The 25,278-nt window shown below is 43.5% G+C and carries 24 protein-coding genes; 15 read left to right on the top strand and 9 right to left on the bottom strand.

All coding sequences use genetic code 11. The annotated features are described in order from the left end of the window. Positions 1–99: 99 nt before the first annotated feature. On the top strand, positions 100–372 hold the full coding sequence (locus FAZ19_RS21810) for a hypothetical protein (RefSeq protein ID WP_136822886.1): 273 nt from the start codon (positions 100–102) through the stop codon (positions 370–372). A 177-nt stretch (positions 373–549) separates the two neighbouring features. On the opposite strand, the gene FAZ19_RS21805 is transcribed toward FAZ19_RS21810, so the two are convergent. After that, positions 550–1,065 (bottom strand): hypothetical protein, encoded by a 516-nt coding sequence (locus FAZ19_RS21805; protein ID WP_136822885.1) that lies wholly within the window; start codon positions 1,063–1,065, stop codon positions 550–552. An 874-nt stretch (positions 1,066–1,939) separates the two neighbouring features. On the opposite strand from FAZ19_RS21805, the gene FAZ19_RS21800 reads away from it, so the two are divergent. From FAZ19_RS21800 to FAZ19_RS21790, 3 genes are read left to right on the top strand one after another with little or no spacing between them, the layout of a single operon-like run. Then, positions 1,940–2,722 (top strand): TlpA family protein disulfide reductase, encoded by a 783-nt coding sequence (locus FAZ19_RS21800; RefSeq protein WP_136822884.1) that lies wholly within the window; start codon positions 1,940–1,942, stop codon positions 2,720–2,722. Then, a complete protein-coding gene (locus tag FAZ19_RS21795) occupies positions 2,712–5,915 on the top strand; it encodes a SusC/RagA family TonB-linked outer membrane protein (RefSeq protein WP_136822883.1) in 3,204 nt (1,067 codons plus the stop codon). The genes FAZ19_RS21800 and FAZ19_RS21795 overlap by 11 nt, the downstream gene beginning before the upstream one ends. Positions 5,916–5,917: 2 nt before the next feature. After that, positions 5,918–7,264, top strand: a complete 1,347-nt coding sequence (locus FAZ19_RS21790; protein ID WP_169305746.1) for a RagB/SusD family nutrient uptake outer membrane protein — start codon at positions 5,918–5,920, stop codon at positions 7,262–7,264. Between the two features lie 50 nt (positions 7,265–7,314). Here the strand turns inward: FAZ19_RS21790 and FAZ19_RS21785 are convergent, their stop codons facing one another. The 3 genes from FAZ19_RS21785 to FAZ19_RS21780 are packed head-to-tail and all read right to left on the bottom strand — an operon-like array spanning position 7,315 to position 8,403. After that, positions 7,315–7,659: a hypothetical protein gene (locus FAZ19_RS21785; protein ID WP_136822881.1), complete on the bottom strand. Its 345-nt coding sequence runs from the start codon at positions 7,657–7,659 to the stop codon at positions 7,315–7,317. A gap of 21 nt (positions 7,660–7,680) precedes the next feature. Further along, complete coding sequence (locus FAZ19_RS24015) at positions 7,681–7,830, bottom strand: hypothetical protein (protein ID WP_169305745.1); 150 nt, start codon at positions 7,828–7,830, stop codon at positions 7,681–7,683. Positions 7,831–7,851: 21 nt separating this feature from the next. After that, positions 7,852–8,403 carry a MauE/DoxX family redox-associated membrane protein gene (locus FAZ19_RS21780; RefSeq protein ID WP_188876180.1) on the bottom strand — a complete coding sequence of 184 codons (552 nt, stop codon included), beginning with the start codon at positions 8,401–8,403 and terminating at the stop codon, positions 7,852–7,854. Positions 8,404–8,932: 529 nt separating this feature from the next. Here FAZ19_RS21780 and FAZ19_RS21775 point away from each other — a divergent pair. The 3 genes from FAZ19_RS21775 to FAZ19_RS21765 all read left to right on the top strand — a co-directional run bounded on the left by FAZ19_RS21775 (position 8,933) and on the right by FAZ19_RS21765 (position 10,443). Beyond that, a complete protein-coding gene (locus tag FAZ19_RS21775; RefSeq protein WP_136822880.1) occupies positions 8,933–9,514 on the top strand; it encodes a Crp/Fnr family transcriptional regulator in 582 nt (193 codons plus the stop codon). 90 nt (positions 9,515–9,604) lie between these two features. After that, positions 9,605–10,237, top strand: coding sequence for a hypothetical protein (locus FAZ19_RS21770; protein WP_136822879.1), 633 nt, complete (start codon positions 9,605–9,607; stop codon positions 10,235–10,237). Positions 10,238–10,242: 5 nt separating this feature from the next. Next, a complete protein-coding gene (locus tag FAZ19_RS21765; protein WP_136822878.1) occupies positions 10,243–10,443 on the top strand; it encodes a hypothetical protein in 201 nt (66 codons plus the stop codon). A 55-nt stretch (positions 10,444–10,498) separates the two neighbouring features. On the opposite strand, the gene FAZ19_RS21760 is transcribed toward FAZ19_RS21765, so the two are convergent. Continuing rightward, positions 10,499–11,596: a hypothetical protein gene (locus FAZ19_RS21760; protein WP_136822877.1), complete on the bottom strand. Its 1,098-nt coding sequence runs from the start codon at positions 11,594–11,596 to the stop codon at positions 10,499–10,501. 64 nt (positions 11,597–11,660) lie between these two features. Next, positions 11,661–12,107, bottom strand: a complete 447-nt coding sequence (locus tag FAZ19_RS21755; protein WP_136822876.1) for a hypothetical protein — start codon at positions 12,105–12,107, stop codon at positions 11,661–11,663. A 343-nt stretch (positions 12,108–12,450) separates the two neighbouring features. Between FAZ19_RS21755 and FAZ19_RS21750 the strand changes: the two genes are divergently transcribed. Continuing rightward, the gene (locus tag FAZ19_RS21750; protein WP_136822875.1) at positions 12,451–13,479 is read left to right on the top strand and encodes a LytTR family transcriptional regulator DNA-binding domain-containing protein; all 1,029 of its coding nucleotides are present in this window, start codon (positions 12,451–12,453) and stop codon (positions 13,477–13,479) included. 121 nt (positions 13,480–13,600) lie between these two features. On the opposite strand, the gene FAZ19_RS21745 is transcribed toward FAZ19_RS21750, so the two are convergent. Next, positions 13,601–13,798 carry a hypothetical protein gene (locus tag FAZ19_RS21745; RefSeq protein WP_136822874.1) on the bottom strand — a complete coding sequence of 66 codons (198 nt, stop codon included), beginning with the start codon at positions 13,796–13,798 and terminating at the stop codon, positions 13,601–13,603. A gap of 544 nt (positions 13,799–14,342) precedes the next feature. Between FAZ19_RS21745 and FAZ19_RS21740 the strand changes: the two genes are divergently transcribed. The 3 genes from FAZ19_RS21740 to FAZ19_RS21730 all read left to right on the top strand — a co-directional run bounded on the left by FAZ19_RS21740 (position 14,343) and on the right by FAZ19_RS21730 (position 16,325). Further along, on the top strand, positions 14,343–15,098 hold the full coding sequence (locus FAZ19_RS21740; protein ID WP_136822873.1) for a hypothetical protein: 756 nt from the start codon (positions 14,343–14,345) through the stop codon (positions 15,096–15,098). Between the two features lie 244 nt (positions 15,099–15,342). Continuing rightward, a complete protein-coding gene (locus FAZ19_RS21735; protein WP_136822872.1) occupies positions 15,343–15,750 on the top strand; it encodes a DUF5675 family protein in 408 nt (135 codons plus the stop codon). Between the two features lie 233 nt (positions 15,751–15,983). Continuing rightward, positions 15,984–16,325 carry a hypothetical protein gene (locus tag FAZ19_RS21730; protein ID WP_136822871.1) on the top strand — a complete coding sequence of 114 codons (342 nt, stop codon included), beginning with the start codon at positions 15,984–15,986 and terminating at the stop codon, positions 16,323–16,325. A gap of 314 nt (positions 16,326–16,639) precedes the next feature. Here the strand turns inward: FAZ19_RS21730 and FAZ19_RS21725 are convergent, their stop codons facing one another. Next, positions 16,640–17,491 carry an aminotransferase class IV gene (locus FAZ19_RS21725; protein WP_136822870.1) on the bottom strand — a complete coding sequence of 284 codons (852 nt, stop codon included), beginning with the start codon at positions 17,489–17,491 and terminating at the stop codon, positions 16,640–16,642. A gap of 10 nt (positions 17,492–17,501) precedes the next feature. Then, on the bottom strand, positions 17,502–18,650 hold the full coding sequence (locus tag FAZ19_RS21720) for a P1 family peptidase (RefSeq protein WP_136822869.1): 1,149 nt from the start codon (positions 18,648–18,650) through the stop codon (positions 17,502–17,504). Between the two features lie 249 nt (positions 18,651–18,899). Here FAZ19_RS21720 and FAZ19_RS21715 point away from each other — a divergent pair, with 249 nt between their 5' ends. The 4 genes from FAZ19_RS21715 to FAZ19_RS24010 all read left to right on the top strand — a co-directional run bounded on the left by FAZ19_RS21715 (position 18,900) and on the right by FAZ19_RS24010 (position 25,267). After that, positions 18,900–19,511 (top strand): RNA polymerase sigma factor, encoded by a 612-nt coding sequence (locus FAZ19_RS21715; RefSeq protein WP_136822868.1) that lies wholly within the window; start codon positions 18,900–18,902, stop codon positions 19,509–19,511. A 102-nt stretch (positions 19,512–19,613) separates the two neighbouring features. Next, the gene (locus FAZ19_RS21710) at positions 19,614–20,552 is read left to right on the top strand and encodes a FecR family protein (protein ID WP_136822867.1); all 939 of its coding nucleotides are present in this window, start codon (positions 19,614–19,616) and stop codon (positions 20,550–20,552) included. A gap of 107 nt (positions 20,553–20,659) precedes the next feature. Next, complete coding sequence (locus tag FAZ19_RS21705; RefSeq protein WP_136822866.1) at positions 20,660–23,818, top strand: TonB-dependent receptor domain-containing protein; 3,159 nt, start codon at positions 20,660–20,662, stop codon at positions 23,816–23,818. 12 nt (positions 23,819–23,830) lie between these two features. Next, positions 23,831–25,267, top strand: coding sequence for a RagB/SusD family nutrient uptake outer membrane protein (locus tag FAZ19_RS24010; RefSeq protein WP_169305744.1), 1,437 nt, complete (start codon positions 23,831–23,833; stop codon positions 25,265–25,267). The last annotated feature ends 11 nt before the right edge of the window (positions 25,268–25,278 follow it).

Here is a 25,278-nt window from a genome sequence, read left to right as displayed (position 1 = left end):
AAGGTGAATCGATGAGAAAGGGAATATTGAAACAGGAATAACGATAACTTTTTTATATAATTGTATGATCTTTTAAGTGGCACGGTTTGACCGAAATCAATGGCACCATTACTCCGAAATACCCAATTAGGGAGAAGCATGAAGGCGGTTATATATCCTGAGGACTTAGATTTAAGTTTTCCACTTAGGCAGAAGTTGAAAGAATGGTTATCAAAATATCAGAATGAACATTACAATGGCTTTATTAATGAAGATCTTATTAAGAAGCTTGATCAGGAAGGAAAAGATATAGCCATAATGATTAAAAAGGAGCTGTCAGAAGTGAAAATGGAGTATTTTTCTGATGCAAGAATGACAAATGAAATAATATAGTAAGGTATTACTTGTTTTACACTCCCAGACCGCATTTTGAGACAGCCTCTTTTTTTGTTTTAGCCGGATAAATTCTTGGTAGTGGGCGCGTCAAAACACCGAAATGCTTCCGGTGTTAGCATCGGTAAATGGCAAATAAGAATGCAGCATAATTGGCTATTTATACTGATTAGTTTTTTAAACCCCCACTAACGGCTGCTCCCCGTCGCCGTAAAAGTAGTTAAACAGTTGGCTGGGTTTGACATTGGAAATCTTAGCTAATGCATAGACCTCGAATGCAAAAAGATCCTCATGGTTCATGTGATTTTTAGATCTGCTAAAATGCGTTGGATTTGTTCCGATAGCTTCGGCGAGTTCTCCATCAGATAACGTAATACCCGAAATGAATGTTGCCAGTTTGGTTTGATCTTTTTGAGGCTTGCTTAAACCAGGATAGACGTAATCGGAGAATAAGGTTTCGCATGTCAAGTCAATATCTTCTCCACTTCTTTTCAGAACAAGGTAAAACATCTTTCCAAAAAAGTCGCCTCCATTTTCAGAAATTAAGTTTTGAATTTTATCTTTCTCTTCTTCCTGTTCGGTTTTTTTTGAAAACTTTGCTTTTATTACGCTATAGATAAAAGATCTAAATTCTTTTAATTTAAGTGTCTTGTATTCAGTGTTTTGGTTGTTTTCTTGAAAAATATCTTTCATATAATATTGTAAACTGTTATATTTGAATTGTAAATCAGTTTATCTGATTGGAGTCTTGTCAATAGAAACTAGCATTTTTAGAAACACAAGGCCTTTAGGAGCTAATTCTCCCATTTTTTGTATCTTTACAAAAGTGGGCTTGGCTCCTACTGGACACCGTGTTTCAGCCTTGCTAGTGGCTTATTGACGGTCGAAGGTAGGAGCCAAGCTTTTTTTCGTAGCCGTCCCACCATTTTCCAAAGACTCCTTTTATTTTTTTACTAACCATTAAAGAATAATGCGATGAAAAGGAAACCCGTACTAACCCCTCAAACACAACGACACTTCTGCGAAGTGCAATTCTGCCGTCGCCTTTGCGACAATAGTACTCTTATCCATGCGCTCGAATAAATAGTATACGATATTCGGATGTTAGCGAGGTCTGCTTATCTAAAATAGCAGATGCACCAAAGCGGTTCTCCGGCAATAAGAAATGCCTTGGTCGCTCGTTTTCATTCGATACCGATCCTTCCATATATACCAATGCTGTATGGATGGCATAATAGCACAGAAGGACCCATACAATTTATTATTTCGCAACAATAAAAGTAGCGTCTTTTTCGCGGTTATGCAAATCATCGCACAGCTAAAGGTATAGAAGGGTCGGTTTTTGGAATAAATTATATACACAAATAAACAGAAACAATGAGAAAAAAGTTATTTAAAAACATCATCAAATCTCCAGAGTAACCGGACAGAAACCACCCGATCCTGCGCCTGGAAGTATTATTGACCTACGTGAACACCCCCGTGAGTAGCGCCCAATAGGATCTTTTTTAGGAATTAATTTATTGAAAACTGTAAAGGCACCGCCTTTACACAACAAACCAAAAGAATGCGAAAATTACGCAAAGGGGAAAGCTATGCGCTGTTGCGAACGATACGCGCTGCAATAATTACAACAAAAAGATCGCTACAGCGCTGCGCGCAACGCGATGACGTTGCTACAGAAGAATTGTCTGAGAGATTATCGCGTCACTCCGCTCCTCGTAGTGATGAGGGTAGCAGCAGGAGGAGGCGGTATAACCTTTCTTTAATAGGAATGATATGTTTCATCGTGTTGTTTAGTGAGGCCCAGGCGCAGTCTGCTGGAGAGCAGGCTGCCGCCAATGGGTTAGCTGTAATCAAACCGCTCCAGATCGGGGATACTATCCCCGAGGCGCTGTGGAACCTGCCATTACAGGTCGTAAACCATCCCGATGGTAAGGATACCATCACACTCAACGACTACCGCGATAAGAAGCTTATTATACTGGATTTTTGGAGTAGCTGGTGCAGCAGTTGCATAAATTCTTTTCCTTCATTAGACAGCATCCAAAATGTTTTTAGGGATGATCTACAAATTCTTCTAGTGAATCCAGCGTCAAGTAAAGATGACCGCTTACGTATTCTGTATATCATGGAGCAGCAAGGTCGAGGGGTAACGGGCAGTTTCGCAGTCCCAAGTATATATAATGATAAAATAATAACCAAATACTTTCAGCCAAAAGTATACCCTCGTTTGATCTGGTTAAATGAGAAAGGCGAGGTACTTGCTATTACTGGAAAAAAGGAACTAAACCGTGGACGGTTACAACAGCTGTTGCTGAAAGAAGGAGGTGATCGTTATGGCAACTAAACTACTGACTGCGGTACTATGTTTCTTTTTCCTATGTGTGTCCGCGATTAATAGTAACGCACAGACCGGTGTCAAAAGGATTTGGGGAGAGGTAATTGATGAAAAATCCGGAAAGACAATTGAGGGTATAAATATGAGATTCTCCAGAAGTCTTACGAGATCGCAATCGGATAGTACAGGAGCATTTTATCTTTTGCTCCGCTATCCTTCTGATACCCTGATATTTTCTGGTATCGATTATGAAGAAGTTCGACATCCTGTCAATGATACTACGGCGCTCCCCCTGATGATGGAGTTGCGGCGATCTAACAATGTTATAGAGGAGGTGGTTATTGAATCCGGATTTCAGAGTATACCGAAAGAGCGGGCAACCGGATCGTATGCCTTCATTGACAGTTCGCTTTGGAACCAACGAATTGGCTCGAACGTGATGAGCAGGTTGGATGGATTAACAAATGGGCTATTAACAAATAATTTGAATCCGGATAATCCCACGGTACAGATCAGGGGACTTTCTTCTCTCGGGTCGGAATCAATGAAGCCTTTGGTCATTCTGGATAATTTTCCGTTTGAAGGGGACCTGGATGCTCTCAATCCTAATGATATTGAATCTATCTCTATCTTAAGAGACGCCGCCGCCGCATCGATCTGGGGAGCGCGCGCAGGCAATGGTGTTATTGTAATCAAAAGCAAAACAGCTAGGGTGGGACAGCGTTTATCGACCAGCGTGATCTCCAATATGACTGTCTCGCCACGCCCCGACCTATTCACCTCAAACCATTTGCCTACGCCCGAATATGTAGAGATGGAAAGGATGCTGTATGAAAAAGGATATTATACGGCTCGGTTTTCTATGTTAAGTAGCCCCTCTATCCCTTTAGTAGCAGAGCTTATGGAAGAGAACCGATTGGGTTATCTATCGGACAATGCACTCGAAGAGCGTCTCGACGCTTTAAAACGAGAAGATTTTAGGCATGATATGCAAAACTACCTCTACCGACGGGTAGCAAATCAGCAATACGCAGCCACTATGTCGGGCAGCCGTGACCGCTTAAGTTTTGTGTTATCTGCTGGGTTTGATAAGAATCTAGAACATCGGATAGGAGATGCGAATCAGCGATTTAATTTGCGGTCCAATAATACAATCCAATTTACTGATAAGCTTAATATGCAGGTGGGGATATGGATGGCTTTTCAAAACAATACCAACAACAGTCCTGGTGGATATGGCGACTTCAGGGGCATTTCGGGGTATAGCCAACTGGCGACGCCATCGGGGGATGCATTACCACTTGATATCTATTATCGCAGCCTTTTTACGGACACGGCTGGGGGCGGGCAGCTTTTGGATTGGAAGTATCGCCCGCTTCAAGAACTGGCTTTATCTGATAAGGTGACTCGTTCGAATGATATTATCATTAATTGGGGAATGGATTATAGCTGGAAATATGGATTTACCGGTAAGATAAAATTTCAAAAGCAGTTTGGAAATGGTGAATCTAATCATTTGAATCATCAGGACAGCTACTATACACGAAACCTCAATAACAGGTTTACGCAAATTACTTCAGGTGATGTCGAAAATCACATACCACGGGGCGCTATTCGGGAATCTTCTGAAAATACCAGTTCTTCATATAATATAAGAGCACAGATTGATTTCCATCGAAGCTTTGGAAGGCATGAGGTAAATGCAATTATCGGATCGGAAGCAAGGGATCTCAAAAATGAGTCCGCAACGAGCATATTGTATGGTTATGATAAGGATAAACTCACATTTACCAATATAGACCCTACTACGCAATATGCTAGTTTCAACAACCTATTCGGCTGGAATTACATCCCCTTCGGAGCAAATCTTAACAGATATGTAAATAGGTTCATTTCATTGTACGGAAATGGAGCATATACATATAGCAATAGATATACTGTGACAGGAAGCGTGCGTAGGGATGCTTCGAACCTGTTTGGTGTATCGACAAATCAAAAGTGGAATCCGCTTTGGTCGGTTGGTGGATTATGGCATCTGTCAAAGGAAGATTTTTTTGAATTTTCCGCAATAAAGAAATTATCACTTAGAGCAACTTACGGATATAGCGGGAATATCCCGTTAAATGCTACAGCACTTACACAGATCAACTATTATGGCGGGGCATGGAGCCCTGTCAATGAGAATTTTGCAACCGTGTTTATGGGGCCCAATCCATCGTTGCGGTGGGAAACTGTTAGAACTACGAACGTAGGGCTTGATTTCGAAGCATTTTCCGCAAACAGATTAAAAGGTAACATTGAATACTACAAGAAGAAGTCTACAGATCTTTTCAATTCCACGAAGCTGGATCCGATCGTCGGAATGTCGATACAGCCAAAGAATTCGGCGGCTATCGTGGGGAGTGGGCTTGATATTAGCCTATCGGCTTCTCTAATCGAAAGACGTTTTAACTGGAGCAGTATGCTTCTATTCAGTTATGCTGATTTCAAAGTCACACAGAATCTTGATCCCCCCTCACTGGATGGTCTGGTCTCATCAGGACAGGGTATCTTTCCCGTAGAAGGATATAATCCCTATCTCATAGCCAGTTATCGCTGGGCAGGTCTGAACCCTGAGAACGGAAACCCAAGGGGTTACCTCAACGATGAGGTAAGCGAAGACTATATTGCAATGCAATTAAACACGATCGAAGATCAAATATTGCACGGTCCTTCTCTTCCGCCGTTTTTCGGATCGTGGAGGAACACATTCCGATGGAAAAACTGGAGTCTGCTAGCCGGACTTAACTATAAGTTCGGACATTATTTTCGAAAGCAGGCGCTGAATTATGGCACACTGTTTCAGTATGGGGAATCGAACGGGAATTTAGAGTACGTAAACCGATGGAGAGAATCTGGAGACGAAGTTCACACAAATGTTCCCTCCATCCAATACCCTGCTAATTCGCGTCGAGATAATTTTTATAGATATGCAGACATAAATGTGCAAAAGGCTGACCATATCCGACTAAACGAACTGCGGCTGCAATATCAGGTGCATGCTACAGGGATCTCTTTAATTCGCTCGCTTTCATGCCATGCGTTCGTCGATAACATGAATGTTATGCTATGGAAAGCAAATACTTTCAACGTCGATCCAGAAAACTCGATCGGATTTCGCCGACCTATCAATTTTTCACTAGGTATCCAACTAAACTTATGATCATGAAATTCTATATTATAATATTGCTAGCCATTTCAACAAGGGCGCTTTCTTCCTGCGAGACATTTCTCGACGAAAAAAGCTCGGCTAAGATTGCCTCACCCTCTTCAACGGAGGATGTCGAACTACTGCTAAAAGATTATGGTAAATTCAATGCCGTATATCCCTACGCTTCCGAGATTGCGTCGGACAACTTTTTCGTCAGTGTTCAGCATTTAAATGGTGCATCTGAGCGGGAGCGAAGAACTTACCGATGGGAACCGAACGATGACGTCGGCCCATTCTGGTCTTTCCCGTACTCAGCCATATTCTCAGCGAATATAATCCTTGAGACATTAGACCACGTTAAAACAGCTGATTTAGAAAAAAAGAAGAAACTATACGCGATGGCCCTGTTTTGGCGTGCATTCTATCATTATGCGCTAGCAGATCTGTTTTGTAAACCGTATATGGCAGGGTCGGCTCAGACAGACTTAGGTATCCCTTTAAAACGAACCGCTGATATCAACAAGGTGCCGCAACGTGCAAGTGTAAAAGAAACCTATGATTTTATTATAAAAGATATTGAAGCGGCTATTCCTTCATTAGACGAAGGATTGTCAAACAAATTTCAACCAAACAAGGCTGCAGGATATGGCTTACTTGCGCGGATCCACCTGGCTATGGGTAGCTATGCGAAAGCAGGTCTGTATGCGGATTCATGTCTGCGTATTCAATCAACGTTGGTGGATTACAACGCGCTAAACACCGCACAAATTATACCTTTTAAAGTGCGGAACGATGAAGTGATCCTTGATGTGCAGGCATCGGTCTCTAATCTGCTTAATCGTGCGCGGGGCCGGGTTGATACCTTGCTGGTTCAAACCTATGATATGGACGACTTGCGATTGAAGGCATTTTTCATACATAATGCGGATGGTACAAAGGGGTTCAAAGGGCATTATTCGGGTGCTAGTGCTGCAATTCAATTTGTCGGACTTGCCACCGACGAAATGTTCTTGATCAGAGCTGAATGCAACGCGCGTGCAGGAGACATTGACAAGGCGCTTGTCGATTTGAATACCCTACTGAAACACCGTTGGCAAAAAGATAGGTTTGTCGAGTTAACTGGTTTAGACAAAGATGAGCTCTTGCATGTTATTCTTTTAGAAAGGAGAAAGGAGTTACTTTTTCGTTGTTTACGATGGTCGGATTTGAAACGCTTGAATCAGGAAAATAGATTTAAAAAAACGCTGAAAAGAAAACTTGATGATGATGATATGTTAGCACTTGAGCCAAATGGTGAGCGATACGTGTTTAAAATTCTTCGGGAATCCATACTGTTCAGTGGGATAGAGCAAAATCCTTAAAACAAGATCGCCCTCCCTTCGATTGATGGGAGGGCGGTCTTGCACTACACTTATTCCTTCATTGAAATTTGAGGATTAGTGGTTGAACCCGCTTGCTCAGCTGCCCAAAGTTGGCTTTTTACAGCATCGAATTCTGTCGGAGCTGGCGCATTGCCATTTCCTGTATTGGTGGGCAAATTTACCCCACATACGTGCTCCCCTGGTTCACAACTTGCTTCCGACCGCTGGTAGTTATTGATATCTTCGATATCACTCTGATTGGTGGAATTAGATGTGTACTCGTAGAAGTACGATGTTTGTACCGCCGAAGTTTCAAACGACATCATCGTTAAACTTGTTGCTGCAATCGCCATAGCTGCTAAGGCCATTGCATTTTTTTTGAGTGTTTTAAGCATTTTGCTTGTGTTTATTTGTTTTTACTGTTTTTGGTAGGGAACAGCTGTGTTCCCTAGATCCTTCCTATCCTGCGCTTGCCCATTTTCTGTACGGTGCCGAGGCAAGCGCTCGGGATAGTCTGAAAAGTCTTTTGGCGACAAACCCTTTGCCCGGACTAACCTAGAATCCAAGTTCCGCTGTAAATAGTTGTGCTATTCTCTTTGAGGCCTATCGGGCTTTATGTTTGTCTTTTCTAAAGACGCTGTTATATCTTGAGATCCTTCGTTGTACTCAGGATGACAGGAGCGCGATTTTTTATGAAGTATAACGCCTGTAATGCTGATGGTTAGAAAGAGTAAGTTAAACCAAAAGTGCTGCATCCAGCTCATCCCGCTGATCACCGATCCGCATGCACAGGGTACCTTGCCCCATGCGCCTAAAAGAGCCAATCCGACATAAGCGGTAAAGGCTGCCATCAACAAGGACGATAGGAGAAAGGGATTTGTTAAATGAAATCTCCAGATTCCCACGTTACTTCGTTTCGCTGAATGACGGAGATTCTGTATCACCAGCAACATGACTATCGAAATTTCTAAAACAGGCAAGGTGTAGATAACTATCCAAGCAATGGTATAGCTTAATGGTTGCTGAAGGATTCCGTATTTAAACTGTTGAAAATTTATTAATTTATCGATAGCTACGGGGATCCACAGTAGGAGTAAGGCTACGGTGATTGCTTGTACTATGTATTGTCGTGTTCTCATATGCGTTGTTGCTGATGTGCGAATTTGTTAATCCGCAGATTTGCCTTTTATTGTGTTTGATAAATCAAAGGTAGAGCATGAAAGTGGGGATGCGGGGGGACAGATTTTAGAGGTGTAACGCCGTTTCTGAGAAATGGGGAGGGGTACACCTTGGCGTAGGGGGAAATTTAGGCTATTTTGAGGTGTATCTGGATTCTTATTGATATTTGGGTTTTTGGTGGTATGAGGACTGTTTTTGGCGCCTAATCGGTAGCGGCTTAAGGGGGGAGCTGGGGGGAGTCCCCTAGTTTTTTAAAATAAATTTTCAGTAAATATACATCAAAGATTAAAAACAGGTAAAACGGTTGTAATAAAGGCTTTTAAGAAGCAAAAGAACACTGTTATATTGACGTTGGATTTTAGATATTTCATACATTTGCTGTATCATTAACAAATAAATAACCCTAACAATACAAAATACGCATTGCGTCAATTTTTGAGTTATGGGCAACCTTAGACGACACGCCGACAGACCAACGAACACAAGACAATGGACGAATTTAAAATATTTAAAAATTGGCTTACACAAGTTTCCTTTCTAACAGAAAAGGATTGCTCATTGTTTGAACCTTACCTGAAAACCAAAAACTGTAAAGCGAAAGAATATTTTTTAAGCGAAGGAAAAATCTGTCAGAAAATCGGGTTTATAAATAAAGGCTGTTTCCGAACTTACTACCTTTCTGACGGAAAAGAAATCAATACGAATTTTGCGTTTGAAAATGAATTTGTAACAGACTATGACAGTTTTTTGCAAAGTAAGCCAAGCCGATATTTCATTCAGGCATTGGAAGACACCGAAATTGTTACCTTTAATTTATCCGCTTTACAAAATGCCTACAATCAATCGCAAAATTGGGAACGTTTTGGAAGGATGATAGCAGAACAATCTTATAAACTGACCACCCAACGAGTTGAGAGCTTTTTGTTCTTAGACGGTGAACAACGTTACCTTGACTTGCTTAAAAATCAAACTCAAATTTTTGACAGAATACCTCTATATCATATCGCTTCCTACTTAGGCTTGGAACGGGAAAGTTTAAGCCGTTTGAGAAAAAAAGTTGCAGGTAAATAACGATTGTAACATTTGTCAATTTCTTCCTCATTTGCCTTTGAGACTTTTGCAGTGTAAAATTTAATGTTTCACTAAAAAAAGAGTTTCAAAATGAAAAAGGTAATTTTTTCCGCCACCGCAATAGCTTTTATGCTTTTGACGAGTTGCAGCACTTCAAAACAAATAACAGTTCCGCTTAGTCGTTCGGTTGAGTTGGACGATACTTACACGATTATTTGGAATGGTATCAGCAAGGCATATCGCTACGAAAATGGACAATGGCTAAGAGCCGAAAGTTACGATTACCAATTTGACGTTGTTCAAAAACGCTACGACAATCATTGGAAATCCGTTAAATCACTACACCGTATTCACCCCGACTATGACGGTAAAGCGGGCGACAGAGACCAAACAATGTATTTTGAAGTTGCCTACAAAAATCTGATTGAGGGAAAAGTGCAAGCGACTATCAACTCATCATTGGGTAACGGAACAGGAGCAAGCGACACCGAATTTCGTAAATCCGTTTTGACAATGTATGTTCCAAATGCAAGTAAGTTTATGCCGTATAGCAAGTTTAGAATTACGCAAAACTATAACTACGAAGAAGGTGTGTTGACCGAAACCGTTGAACTCATCAAAGAAAAAGACGGCAAAGAAATTCCGTTTATGAAGAACGAAGAAACCGCTTTGATTTTTATTAAAAGTAAATTGGACAAAGCACCAACAACCTTTAAACACTAATAGTTATGACAAACGAAGCAAGAAAAATAAGCGGTTACATTTTGCTTTCCGTTCCGACAATCATTTACGGTGGGTATTTTTTGCCCACCGTTTTAAGCGGACAACAGGAACATTTAGAATTCACCGACTTTCAGAAATCAATGTTCCTTAATCCTTGTCCCGCTTTGAAAAATCGCGTGGAGCTTCATTGCTCCGATGTCGTCTAACGATGCTAACTAACTCCCCAACCCCTAATCTCTAAACCCTAACCCACTACTAAACCTACCTGAAATCGTCTTCGAGGTACTTGGTCATTGCTTTGAGTTTCCGAATAACAAAATCGGCATGGGGCGCTAGCTTATCCTTGTCGTACTTACGCAGGCTGTGCGGACTGAGGACGGTACCGAAATCGGTCCGTATATGCTGGGCGACAAATTTCGCGGCTTCTTCTTTACTGGAGGCATCATATAAGCCGACGGCGTAGCAGGCATGAAAAAAGAGCTTCGCCTGGTTGCCATTAAGCTGGAGCGGAATAAACGCGTAGGCACTTGATGCTTGGCTTTCCGTGCTAAGCTTAATCTCTTTCTTTTTGAAACGTAAGTATTCCTGCATGTAATGAAGCAGCGACCTGTTGTACGGATCGTATGCAAGTTGCGTTTTGGTACGGTACCAGGCAAGCTTTATATCCATCTGCATCAATATGGCGGCTACATTCCCCTGAGTTAAGGCAATATCCAATTGCGCATTTTGTAGGTCTGCCCAGCGGTTATAAAAGCCCATGTAATTGAAATCGATATTAACCAAAAGCGAGATAAAGCGTTCGGGCCAGGGCTTATCCCGCTGGTCGTTGGCCATATGTTCCAGGGCATCGAGCAACCTTGTAATGTAGCTGCGGTGATAGTGCTGCAACTCGGGTAGCTTGCCGGGCTGGAAAAGTGAGGCCATCGCATAGACTAACTCATCGAGGTAGGGGATGGGTACGGCTTTTCTTTTCAACTGCGTAGTGATGTCGGGCAGCCGCTTTGCTACCAAGGCCTGCAACTGCTGCGACTGGTAGTGAGCGATAGGATTTTCGGCTTTTATATGCTGGCCATAGTACTGTTCAAATTGGTTGATTAGTGTCTGCAAGACCCGCATATGATTGGATGCAGCAGGTGTATCTGATAATTTATCGCTGAGGTGTGTCAGTATCAGGTGCGCTTGGTTGGTCGACTGGTCCAGCACTGCTTTGCTCATATATTGTTTGTACACCACGGACATATCAACGAGCACCTGCTGACATAGCGTGGTGAAAGTTTCCAAGGTTGGTGCTGCGGCTGATCCATCGTTGCGGAGGTGCTGATCTATGGCGTTTTCTAGGGGTAATAGTGTGGTCATCATGGCAAATGGAAGATAAAGCGCCTATGGCTGAAGGTATGGTGCCATAGACGCTTTTTGTTTTTGTTTATACCTTGCGGTAGTAAATTCGGATTACCACTTCACCTTCGGTAGAGTAGCTACAGCTGCTAACCTCTCCACTGGACTCCTCGTCATCATCGGCGGGCTGTTCTGCTGTTTGCGTAGCGCGGTTTTTGACCTCAGTTACCTTAATAGAATCTTCGCTCTCGGCTACTTTTATAGTGGTCTCTGCATCTGTTTCCTTTTCTAGTCTAATCGGCAGGTGGTGGTCGATCGCAAAGAGGATCTTCCATTGCACATCGATAATGAAGCAGTCGTCTAAACGATTGAGGTAGTCTATCTGGTCATCGCTTAAACCAAACCGCATGATGATCCAATAAGGGAAATTAGCGGCGATAAAATTATACTCTGCCTGTTGAGCCTGTAGGCTTGAGGCGTATAGGTCGTTCTGCCATTGTTGTACGCCATCGGCGTCGAAATAATATTCTTTCATTGATTTATTATTTATAAATGATTAATTGGGGCTTCGCAAGCTCCGATAGTTCCCCGGCCAGGATACAACAAAGGTAAAGTAGCCTTCAAAAAAATAACAAATTTTAGAGATGGGTTTTCCGTGAAATGTTCGTGATTTTCCGTGAAACGGATTAGAATATGTGTTTTAAGCGTTTAAAGACGGTTTTTAAATCGGTGAAATGACGCCAAATTCCATGAAACGGAATTTACGACTTATAGAAGTTGCAAGTTAGAAAGCGAGGAAAAAAATATTCAGCAAATTTCTTTGAAACATTTAATGTTTTTTGTAGTTTGTCGATTATCAACAAAAACTAATACTAAACATGAGAAATTTATTTGCCGGAATATTTCGCTCGTCTTACGGTCTGCCATCTCGATTAGCAATACAGACTGGGTTATCTGCTTTTATCATTACATTTTATACGACCGAAGGATCGCTTTTGGATAGCTTTACTTCGATGGATCATTTTTCTACATTATTGATGACGATTGTATTGATGTTTTTGCTGTTCTTGCTCATGGGGCACTTATCATTGAGGCTCGATCGGGAAATGGACTGGATACAGCATGAGACATCAAGGACCTTATATCAGATTGGACTCGGCATACTGACCCTTGGCTTTATCGCTTTTCAAACCGTGTGTTTGGTGTATTGGTATTTTTTAGATATAGATCTATGGAACTCGGCCTATCTGGAACGCGATTTTGTGGTGATGATGTGCTGTGTAATCTGTGTCAATATATACCATTATGCTTTGTATTGGCGCGAAGAGAACAAGCGCAACAAGCATACGATCGACACCTTGACTCAGCAGCTTGAAAACTCATCTTTGCGTGAAGTGGAATTACGCCAGAATCTCAGTACATCAGATGCCAAAAGCGTGGAATTACACAGGCAAATGGGGGAAAATAATAGGCAATGGGAAAAGAAACTGGAGGTGCTGACCAAGCAGGTCGGGGATGGCTTACAGCTGTGGCAGGACATGCAAAAAAAACTGTTTTCGCCCGATTTGGAGCATCCCGTTCATCCATCACGGGTTGTACAGTTCTATCTAAGTGACCTGGATAAAGAATATAAATATGTACACATGCTGCTGCGCGATGGAACGGATGTGGTCGTAGCAAATAAGGAGTCACTGGCAGAACTGGAAAAGAAGTTTCCCTACCTGTTTATCCGATTGGGCCGTGGGCCGCTGGTTAACCGTTTTGAAATCGCAGATATCAAGCGACTGTCGGCAAAAAAATATGCCGTATCATTGATGTTGGAAGGAAGCGAACCTATCGTGATATCTGCGGAGCGCTATGAGGAGTTGCGCAATGATCTACTCCTACAAAGACCCAGTACAGCATAATGGGATCTAATTTGATGAGGACGTCTAAAGAGGTCGCTTTTCAGTCATCCTGACTTTAGGTTATTCCTTACGTCAGGATGACAAAATGAAAAGACGAATACATATTTTTAACGATCACCTACTACGGATGGCAGCGTTTATAAAGCTCGTCTAAGGGGAGATCGGTGTACGCTGCAAATTCGGCGAAGGTAAGGTACTGATGATATTGCTTGCCATACGCATCTCGGACCTCTTGTAACTTGCGGCTTGCCTGCCGTGGCGTAATATTTAATATGGCACTGATATCTTGCGCAGTGATGCACAGTCTAGGGTTTTTCATGGTAATGGAAATATCGGTTAGCATTATTTCCCCCATTAAGCAAGATACCTTCAAGTAGTGTGTAGCGCTACCACCCTTTTCAGGAGAAAGTTAATTACACTTCCCAATATACCATTTTTATACTATAATGCCAATAGCACATGCCGATAAAATGATACGGTACACCTATGCTTTATATACTCCAAGCTGCTAGACTCGCCCTGGAGTTTTGTTGGTTTTGTCTTGGAGTTGTGTAGGATTGCGATGGAAGCAGTGGTAAAGTTACCGTGGCTTCTTCGTAGGGCTTTCGTATGTTTTTAGTATGTCTGTAGTAAGTCTTTGGTAAGTAAATGATAGGGTTTTAGTAAGTCTACAGTAAGTAAACGGTATAGTTGAGCTAACCAATCTTTACCATTTTAGGACATTTTGGACATTTTTGACCTTTTTGAGACACGAGTAGACGGTGCCCGGACAAATGTGGAAAATTAAGACATCTGCGGACATTGTGGACAGCGGCTAATTCTTGGCTATGCACTTTTGGATTATAATTTAAAACAAATTTATTATGGCAAAACAAGAAAGTTTAGTAAAAATGCGGGGAAAGGTCGGCGATCTTTCCTTCAGCAAACACCGCAGTAGAGGGTATGAGGTACGTATGAAAGGCGGCGTCGACAAATCCCGTATCGCTTCCGATCCCAATTTTCAGCGTACCCGTGAAAACAATGCGGAATTTGGATCTGCAAACAAAATGGCGAAATCGCTTCGCTTGCAGTTGAACAATCTCCTGCGCTACTTCTCCGATAAGTCGATGCGCAATAGGCTCACTTCCCTGGTGCACCGTATCCAGAAAGCTGACCCGGTAAACCTCCGTGGTGAGCGTGTTTTCCTGCCGGAGAATGCCGACATGTTGAAGGGTTTTGAACTCAATATCGGCAGCAGCCTGAAGATGATATTGGCTGAAGACCTGGAACCTGTGATCGACCGTGATGCGGAGACGGTGTCGTTGGTAATCCCACAGTTCAACCCCCAAAATGATGTGACGCTATTGAATGGAGCGACACATATGCAGGTAGTGCTGGTCGCTGCCGAACTGACGATGCAGGAAGTACCGCCGAAGCCAGTGGTGGAGCGCTCGGCCTATATCCCATTAATCGGTGAGCATGTGGAGGAGACCCTGCAACTGACGACTGCCTTTGACCCCGGCAGTGCGGCCTACGTGCTGGTTGGAATAGGCCTCTTCCAAGAAGTAAACGGTGCGTTTTATCCATTAAACAATGGATCGTACAACGCGATGTCTATTGTCGAAGTTGATATTCCGTAATGGAGTTAGTAACTAGGGATTAGTGATTGGTGACTAGTAATAGGTGACTAGGGGTTAGACCTGTTGTTCTCGTCTTTGCGAGGAGGAACGACGTGGCAATCTTCGAGGAGCTGGAGACTAGGAATCGAGTAGCCGGAAACAGGAATCGGATTTCTGTTTCCGGTTCTCAAATCTCACATCTCACATCTCCGCAAATAAGGAGATAGGCAAATACGCAAATCCGAAATACAAAATCATAAATACTATGAACACAACGATAACCCTCCATCTCCGACGGAAATACGGGGAGCGGGGAACTAATGGCACGATCTATTTTCTAGGGGAACCGATCTGCCACACGATAGAACTGCCCTGGCAGGACAATACGCCAAACAAAAGCTGTATCCCGGAAGGACGCTACAGGCTGGAAAAAAGGGTCTATCCCAAAAATGGAGAGCAGATTGGAATTCCATTTGTGCAGGGACGCGAAGCGATCCTGATCCATGCCGCGAACAACGCCGAACGGGAACTACGCGGGTGCATTGCGCCGGTTACGACCCTTACAGGTGAAGGTACAGGCGATGAAAGCGTAAAAGCCCTCAAAGAGCTAAAAGCACTGGTGTACAGCCTGTGGGACATGGGAGCAGAAGTTTATTTGGAGGTTAGGGGTTAGTGACCAGTGATTGGTGACTAGTGATTGGTGACTAGTAACTAGGGGTTAGAACTATTATTCTCGTCTTTGCGAGGAGCATAGCGACGCGGCAATCTTTTGTCTTTTGCAAAATAAGATCGCGTCACCCTTATACCTCAGGTTCGCGATGACGCAGTCTCAAATCTAATATCTCACATCTAAAGTCTATCTCACATCTAAAGTCTAATATCTAACGTCTAACATCTCAAATCTAAATGAAAAGCATTATAAACAAAATCAGCCGGGCATTACAGGTCGTACTGCTGGCTCCAATCAAGCTGCCGGGTAAGGCACTGAATATTTTAAAATACGTTGCCGTGGGCTTGGGTGTCATCGAATCGGTTCTGGAAAACGGGAAGGCGGAATCGGAAACCCAAACCCAGAAGGAGAAAGAGCAAGATAGCGACGTAGCGGCCTCAACGGGGGGCGCCCATCCGCCTGCGGAAGTGAACCTTGATGATGACGCAAGTGTAGTACCTGATCAGGCAGCTCACTTTGCACAATCGGATATTGTGCGGCCGAACACGGCTGCGGAAACGGAGGGACGTGATGAATAGCCATGGCGGTAGTTGGTTTCCGGTATTCGGCGGCAGCTGCTGCAGTATCATGGGTTTGATTCCCTGGCACAACCTCTTGCAGACGGTGATCCTAGCGGTCGTCGGTACGCTGGTGAGCTATTTGCTAACGCGGATTCTACAGCGTAAAAGGAAGTAGCTAAAAATAACATAGGCGTTAGCCACATTCGGAACGCACTACGCAGGTAGTGCGTTTTTTATCATTTGGACTTTCTACATTTGTCTCCACTTTAAAGTTGCAATTCCACAGGAGGACTGCCCAAAATTGGCTCGCACGAAATATTCACGGATCTACATTATATTTCAGTTATGAGCTTCTCTTTGCTTCCAAATACAATCGGTTCTAACATGTGCTGCAACTGTATAGTTAATGGACCGGGATTGGAACCGTAGACCGTATCGTCAATGGATAAAATAGGGGTGATGTTTTTTGTCGTACTGCTAATGAACGCTTCAGCAGCATTTTTCATGTCTTCTAGTGTAACATCTCTGATTTCAACATCTAAATGTTCTTTTGCGATCTCGATAATATACTTCCTCGTAATACCAGCCAGCACATCTTTGCCGGGCGTGAGCAGTTTGCCCGTCTTGGTAATGAGAAAAATATTAGCGCGTGGACATTCTGAAAGTAACCCGTTTTGTGCATAAAGCACTTCGTCGGCTCCAGCGGCCTTAGCTTTTTTTAGCCCAAGGATACCGACCGCATAGTCTATTGATTTGACCGTTCCGAACGGTCGGTGATAGTTGTACGTAATGAGCTTGATACCCTGTTGTTCCTGTCGTATATTGCGTTGCAATGGCTGTTGTGTGATGATGAGGTTGGGGGTCGCAATACTATATCCATCTTTACTATAACCACCTGTTAGGAGTAATTTGATGCCAGATTCAGGGATTTTATTAGCTTCCATAAGGGTCCGTATCTGTATTCTTAGTTCATCTCGGGTATAGTGGACAGGCAGATCCATTAATTTAGCCGAGTGAAAAAAGCGATCGAGGTTATCTTCCAGAAAAACGGGTCGATTGGCTACGGTTTTGAAGTAATCAAAGATGCCGTATCCTCTAACTATAGATAAGTCATCAATACCTAAGCTCGCTTCTTTTTCTGGAATAAGCTGCCCGTTAATAATAACATGCAAGGATTGGATCATTTGAATTTATTTAATTGGGTTGAGATAATGCATTGTACTTTTTTAAAATTGGTAGCACCTTATTTAGCGGCAGTGCCGGAATAGTTGCGCGGAAACCTTTAACGGTCTTTGCTGCAAATAATGAATTGATGATGGCCTCTTCCACGGCTTCGATAACCGCCATGAATAGAGGCGACATATAATCGTTATGTAAAGACGGCTGATGTAGTATTGACGACGGTGTGTCGTATGCGACGCGGACCGAATCATGCGTCGAAAACGCAATGAAATACTCACCACTGCCGTTGGACACTATACCGCCGGTTTTTCCTAATCCAATAAATGCTCTTTTGGCCAGTCGCTCGAGATTTCGGTCGCTGAGCGGCGCATCTGTGGCAATCACGACCATACACGATCCATCTACATTGTTAAGCAATTTGTTGCGGAAAGAAAACTGCTGTAGTTCCCGACCTACAGGCGCTCCGTTGATCTGTAAAATACCGCCGTAATTGGTTTGTACAAGCACGCCGACAGTATATCCGCCTAAAGACGGAGGTAACACGCGGGAAGCTGTGCCAATGCCACCTTTGAAACCGAAACATACTGTTCCTGTCCCGGCGCCAACATTACCCTCTTGTACCGGACCCGAGGTCGCCGAATGTATAGCGTTCAGTACATTCTCTTTTGAGACGTGCATACTTCTGATATCGTTCAGTTCGCCATCGTTGGTCTCACCAACAATCGCGTTGACCGATTGTACCCGTTCATTGCCGGGTTGCGAAAGTGTATACTCAACGACTGCTTCTATGGCTCTTCCGACATTAAGGGTATTGGTGAGTATGATAGGTGTTTCTATATTGCCCAATTCATTTATCTGACTGATACCGGATAATTTTCCAAATCCGTTTCCGATGAAGATGCCTGCTGGTACTTTATGTTGGAACATGTTGCCTTTATAGGGCAAAATGGCAGTAACGCCGGTATGTACAGAATCCCCCTCTTGTCGCGTAAGATGACCAACCTGAACACCAGGTACATCGGTGATAGCATTCCATTTACCTGGAGACATTACGCCGATCTCAATGCCATAATCACGTGCTCTTTTTTCCGTTTTAAACTGCTGTGCGTATGATGCAGCGGTAAGACACAAAAAGCAGGTAACAGATATTATTTTAATCATAATTCATCAATTCGAAGATACAATAATTCGTTTTTTGTGAAGCAATTCAAACTTAGGAAAAGTTGCTCTTTTTTTTAAGAGTTATTTTCTTTATCGAAGATTTTCTTGTGGATAACAATGGGTATCGATATGATTTTCCTTTTCATAGTATATGGAAAGCGAAGTACATCCAAAGGCATAAATGAGTTAATCGAAGTCTTATAATACCTTAATGAAGACTTAACGTTCCAACATGTAATTTTGGGCACGATGAATAAGCAAATTGGTTCAAGCGTCACAAAAAAATATTGGAATGAGGTAGATGTACTTCAATTACGCACTACACATGCGGATGAAGCGTTTAAGAAATTATTCAATCATTTCTGGGCTCCCCTTTTTCAATCTTCATTTAATTTACTACGCAACGATGATGATGCACAAGATGCGGTACAGGAGGTATTTATCAGCCTTTGGAATCGCCGATGTGATATTGACATACAAACGTCTTTGGAGGCATATCTGTTTACATCGGTGCGGTATAAATCGCTAACAAAGCTTACAAAGCGTCTTGAGGAGCAAGAGCGTAACGTGCCATTAGAGAAGTTAATTGAGAATAGCTTTCAGAAGTTTGTTGATCCCCTTATCCTGAAAGACCTGGAGGCGGAAATTGAATTGCAGATTGAAAAACTTCCAGAACGTATGCAGGCCGTTATTCAACTCAAAGCAAAGGATGCCTTGAGTGTAGCAGAAATCGCTGAGCGGCTAAATATTTCGGAAGATACGGTTAAAAATCACTTAGCGGCCGCGCGAAAGAAATTGCGTATTCAACTTAGCGACATGGCGTATGTATCGCTATTGATACTCCTGGGCACGGGATCCTAACCCGTACTAGCGCGATTTAATATATACTTAATTATTTCATAACACACTTCACTAGTCCTGTGTATCACTTTTATAGACATACTTATAAAGACGAAGACGTGTATGCACATTAAACGGATCAAAGAGATCATAAAAAATTATTTAGACGGTACCACTAGTGCCATTGAGAAAAAGGCCTTGGATAGCTGGCTTTCGTCGGTCGAAAAACTGCCGATACCTCACACACCTACTGATCTTCATGACATAAAGAATGCGATATGGGCTGGTATCGAGAATCAACACATAACAAACGGTGCAAGGCCGATGACGAAGCGGATTATACTATGGCCAGCTTTAGGGGCGGCTGTAGCACTCATCGTAATCGGATTTTTCGCGGTCCGCGATATCGACAGTGGCACCCATACCGTCGCTACGGGTAAAGGGGAGTCTAAAACAGTCGAATTGGTAGATGGATCGGTGGTGACCCTACAGGAAAATACACAACTTATCGTTGCCGATGATTTCGAAAAGTCAGCAGATCGAAAAGTCAGACTAGTGGAAGGTGAAGCATTTTTTCAGGTACATAGAAACCCCGAACGACCATTTCGGGTGGCAGGAAGCGGGATGCAAACTGAAGTATTGGGTACATCCTTTATCATTCGGACATCTATAGAAGATGCTGCTTGGTCGATTTGGGTAAAGAGCGGAAAAGTACGCGTAAGCAAACCAAAGAACGCAAGTGAAACGTATACGTTAGGGGCAAATGATAGCCTTACTTATGCGTTGGATAAGGATCAGATAGGATGGGTAGATCAGGAATCTGACGATTCCATGATGTTATCCTTCAAAGATAATAACCTGGAACAGATTGCTGAAATCATTGCCGAACGTTATGGTGTTGTCCTTACAATCGAAAAAGGGTTAGAAAGGACACATAAGTTTTCCGGGGAATTTCAATCCGACCAACCTCTTGATGAAATTTTGGATATGATATGCCTGGCAACGGGTACACAGCAGATAAAAAATGGGAATACGATCATGCTAAAATCATCGATCCCTTAACACTAAAAACTCCTTAGACGATTATCGGATTGCGCGCAATCTATAGGTCCGGAAGTCGAATAGGTATTAACACGTATATGAATACACACTTTATTATTAATTAACAAATGAAAATTTACTTATTGGCGCTGGCTGGTCTCTGCCTATGGGACGGGGCTACAGCGCATAGCAAGATCGTGACTTCCGCTGGGATTTTGTCCACTCAGCAACATAGGGGCACCCTGTTGTCGTCACTGGAACACGTAGCCACACACGCTGGCAAACGCTTGGTATACGACAAGCAGATCCTTGTCGGCAAAGTAGCGAAACCCTATAACGTGGTAGAACCGCTACAGCAGACTATGACGGATTTGTTGTCGGGAACCGGTGTCGGTTACCAAATTAAAGGCGATATGATTGTGCTGCATAAAATTGCGACAAACGTATCGGATACGAAATCGAGTACACAACAAGAAATTATGTTGAAGGGTACCGTTAACGATGCGTTAACGGGCAAACCTATTCCGGGGGCCACAGTGGCTCTTGTAAGAAGTAATCGTTCCGTACAGACAACATTCGAAGGTGCTTTTAGATTAACACTTCATAGCCCTGATAACGCAGTTTTACGCATTAGTTATATGGGCTATAAAACGAAAGATAAGTCGATCTCTTCAGCCGAGTTAAATCAGCCACTTTCCATCTTACTGGAACAGGATCATTTTGGTCTTGACGAAATCGTAGTCACTGGACAGGGACTAGACATCAACAAACGACGATTGTCTACAAACATAACGAGCATCAGCGGTGCCGAACTGGAAAAAGTTCCAGCCACTCGTTTTGATCAGCTGCTCCAGTCTAAGCTGCCTAATGCGCAGATTAGGCTAACTGGAGGCCAGTCGGGAGCTACTTCAATCATCCGCGCGCGCGGTGTCATATCGGCATTTGTAAACTCTACGCCAGTGATCTATGTCGATGGTGTGCGTATGGATAATCTGAATACCGCGTCAGCGATCGGAGGGGGGAGCGCACAAGGATCTGGTGTAAGCGCCTTGGCCGATATTCCCATTGATAACATCGAGCGTGTGGAATATGTAAATGGTGGTGCCGCGACTACGTTGTACGGGTCGGATGCCGCTAATGGAGTTATTCAGATCTTTACAAAAAAAGGTGGAGCAGATCGTACGAGTGTGTCTGCCGAAGCTACAATCGGCGCGGAGCGAGCCACCACCGATTTCTTGCACTTCGATCGGACAAAGGAATTGCTTTTCGAGCCTGGCTTATTTCAGCGCTATAATGTAGCCGTAAATGGTAATAGTGGTAAAGTTGGATACAGTGTTACGGGCTCCTATTTAAATAGCTCCGGTGTACAGCTCTTTAAACAAAATCAAAACAAGCGGATCGATCTACGGTCGGGTTTTAAAGCAGACCTACACGACAAGGTGTCGTATGAGAGCACTTTTACCTTTGTAAACAATGCTTACAAGCGTAACCGTAATGGGAACCAAGGTGGATACACCGGGCTGTGGTACGTAGAGAGTGGGGCTTCTGCTGTGACAGGACCAACGCCTCGCTTCAATCCAAGGATCGACGATCTTTCTGCGGAAGATTTTGCGAAAATGAAAGAGTATGTGCACAAAGCGGAGCGTCTTCAGGATAATGAGATTGTTGTGAACCGTTTTCAGACGTCTCAAAGTTTCCAATACCGACCGATGCAAAACCTGAATGTGAAGGCTGTAGGGGGTATCGATTATCGTGTGGTGCGCAACCAGTCCATCACAACCAACGAATACCTGACCCATACCACCGGAAATCTTACCACGGATCGCGGAAGTATCAACAACGGCGAACGAAAATATTGGGGCATAACCCTGGAGCTAAATGCACAGCACAAAGCCGAAATTGGCGACTTCTCTGCGGTAACGACGGTTGGAAGCCAGTTGTTCCGCAATGAAGATAGACAGGTTGCGTACAACGGGACGAATGTTCGGGATGGTGCACGAAACCTTTCCGATGCGATCTTGACAAGTAGTAATGATGCTTTACTCGAAGTTGTTAATTATGGTGTTTACGTGCAAACGAATCTGGGCTGGCAGAACAAAATGTTTTTAGATTTAGGACTTCGTGGTGATGGTAATAGTGCGTTCGGCGATGATATCGGTGTACAGTATTATCCAAAAGTGGGATTCTCGTATATACCTTCTGTAGAGCAGTGGTGGACCGACAACCTGTCTTTTATTCCTTCTGCAAAGTTGCGCGGGAATTACGGTTTAGCTGGAAATTTTCCGCCTCCTTTTCAAAATTTACGGACGATAAATTTTTCTGGTTATTTAGGAGATCAGGCCGCAACATTTGGTATGCCGGGTGTGGATCTACGGCCTGAAAAAACGACGACGTTTGAAGCGGGGCTTGATCTCGGGTTTTGGAAAGATCGCCTGACGGTCTCTGCGGGCATGTACCATGCTATAACTCGTGATGCACTTTTCAACGTGCCGGCACCACCCTCAACAGCAGAAAATCCAGCACTCAGGAATGTGGGTACTATATTAAACAGAGGGCTAGAGTTCGCTACGCAGGTTGTCGCGATGCAAAATGATAAAACGTCCCTTCGTTTGAATTTTGCAGTAAATACACTATACAATAAAGTATTGTCTTCTAAAGGACAGGCACCGTTTAATATCGCAGGCTTCAGCGAGCGTACCATTCAGACTGTGGTACAAGAAGGCTATCCTATCGGGTTTATCAGAGGTAGCTACGGTGAATTCGGCGAAGATGGTAAGTTGACAAGTATCCCACTCCAAAATTTGGGTACCACCATCCCTAATTTATTTGGTAGCATGGGGGTAAATTATCAATGGAAAGAATTGAATGTGTTTGTCAATGCGGATTATCAACAAGGTGCTTACGCAAATAACTGGGATAGCCAGTTCCGGTTCAACTATGGTGCAGGGGATGAGGGTATACCACTGAGCGAAATTAATTCGGACAATGGACGTCTCCGCTGGTTACAATTTACAAATATGTTTGTAGAGAAAACCGATTACATTAAAATCAGAACAGTCGGCGCCAGCTACGCGCTGCCAGCTAATACCACGCGCTCCTTCGCCAAAAACGTGCTGATTAGTGCCACGGTAATGAATCCATTCAACTTTGCATCGTCCTCCTTCGATCCGGAAGCCACAATCAGCGGTAGTGCGCAAGGTCAGGGTAGAGCGACCACGGGCGGTGTCTCGTACGCAACCTACTCGGCACCCCGTCAATTTCTCATGTCTTTAAAAATGTCTTTCTAAATAAGAATACGTATGAAACTATTTAAAAAATCCCTATATACCATCGCAAGTGCCTCGCTTTTACTGAGCTCCTGTGAAGTGTTCGAGGTAACCAATCCGTATGTAACGGAGGAGCGGTTTATTCCAAGCTTTCAGTCGCTCGAAATCTGGCTAAAAGGTGTTAATCGGCAAGCAAGTCTTACGGTTGGAACTGTGGTGGAATTCACCGAACTGGTGTCTGACAATTATTTTAATAATTACACACAGAGTAGTAAGGTGTTCGACAACCCGGAAATAAACTATTTTGATCAGGATGTGGCCAATATACAGGCGTCTATACACAGGCTCATGGAGATGAGCGAATATGGGTTAAATACCTTGATCCCTGCAGCGGAAGGGGATGTGTCTAAAAGCCGAGCGGAACTGTTGTTTTTTAAAGCTTATGCACACCTGCTTGCGGCGGATCTTTATGTGGGTATGCCTACCGCCGCGTTGGGTGAGGTAAAGAGCCCAGAACAGCTTTTGCAGGCGGCCATTGCTACGCTGAGTGAGGCGTCAGCGCTTTATACCGAAGCTGTAGATAAAGATGCCTGCACCTTGCTGCTAGCCCGCTGTCACCACCGCTTGGGTAATGTACAAGAGGCTTCCGCCTTTGCACGGCAAGTGTTATCCGCTCCGTTATTGCTGCGACAGGTGAGATACGGCACGCAGAGTGGGCCTTCAAATAATTTTCAGAGTGCTATTTTTTCTTCGACGACAAATTCGTTCGCACCGCTGCCGCGATTGGATTTTTTGGATCCGAAATATTTCCATCAGACGGCAGCTATTTTCAACGATGAGAAGCCGATTGCCATTGCAAAAGCCGAGGAAGCATACCTGATCTTAGCTGAAGCCCAGGTAGCTAGCCGCGATGTCGCTACCGCTAAGCAAACACTTAAAGATTTATTGATCAACACCGTAAGCAAAAGACCCGTCGTGCAGCTCAACGATAAGAACGATACCCGAAATGGTGGTAATCGAAAGGATTATGCTATCACGGCGGTACAGGTGAAATTTGACAGCGAAAGCCCTTTGAAATCAGGCTTAGTAATGGATCGCTCCAAAGGTACTATCCCTGCGTACAGTGTTTCAGGTACCCATATCACGGTAGACGATATTGATGAGATTGTGACGGAAGACGACGCCTTGTACCACATTTATTTACTTCGTCAGGAGATCTTTATCGCGGAGGGGCGTCGTATGACGGATCTGGGGATGCGGTTTCCGGTTTCCCAACGCGAACAGCTGAACAATAAAAAGGTGACTATGGAGCATACCAAAGCGATTATCCCGTCATTTATTCCGCTCAATAGAGGACTGGACGATTTTACATACGATACTGCCAGTGGTGTAGTGACCATGAAACATGACATGAACAAGGTACTGGTCGCCAACAAATCATCACAATACATCATGCCTTTTAACAAATAAGTAAACAGACA

It is taken from the genome of Sphingobacterium alkalisoli, from assembly GCF_005049105.1.
Taxonomy (GTDB): Bacteria; Bacteroidota; Bacteroidia; order Sphingobacteriales; family Sphingobacteriaceae; genus Sphingobacterium; species Sphingobacterium alkalisoli.
The sequence above is the reverse complement of the archived record's forward strand: the minus strand, read 5'-3'. Positions and strand labels throughout refer to the sequence as shown.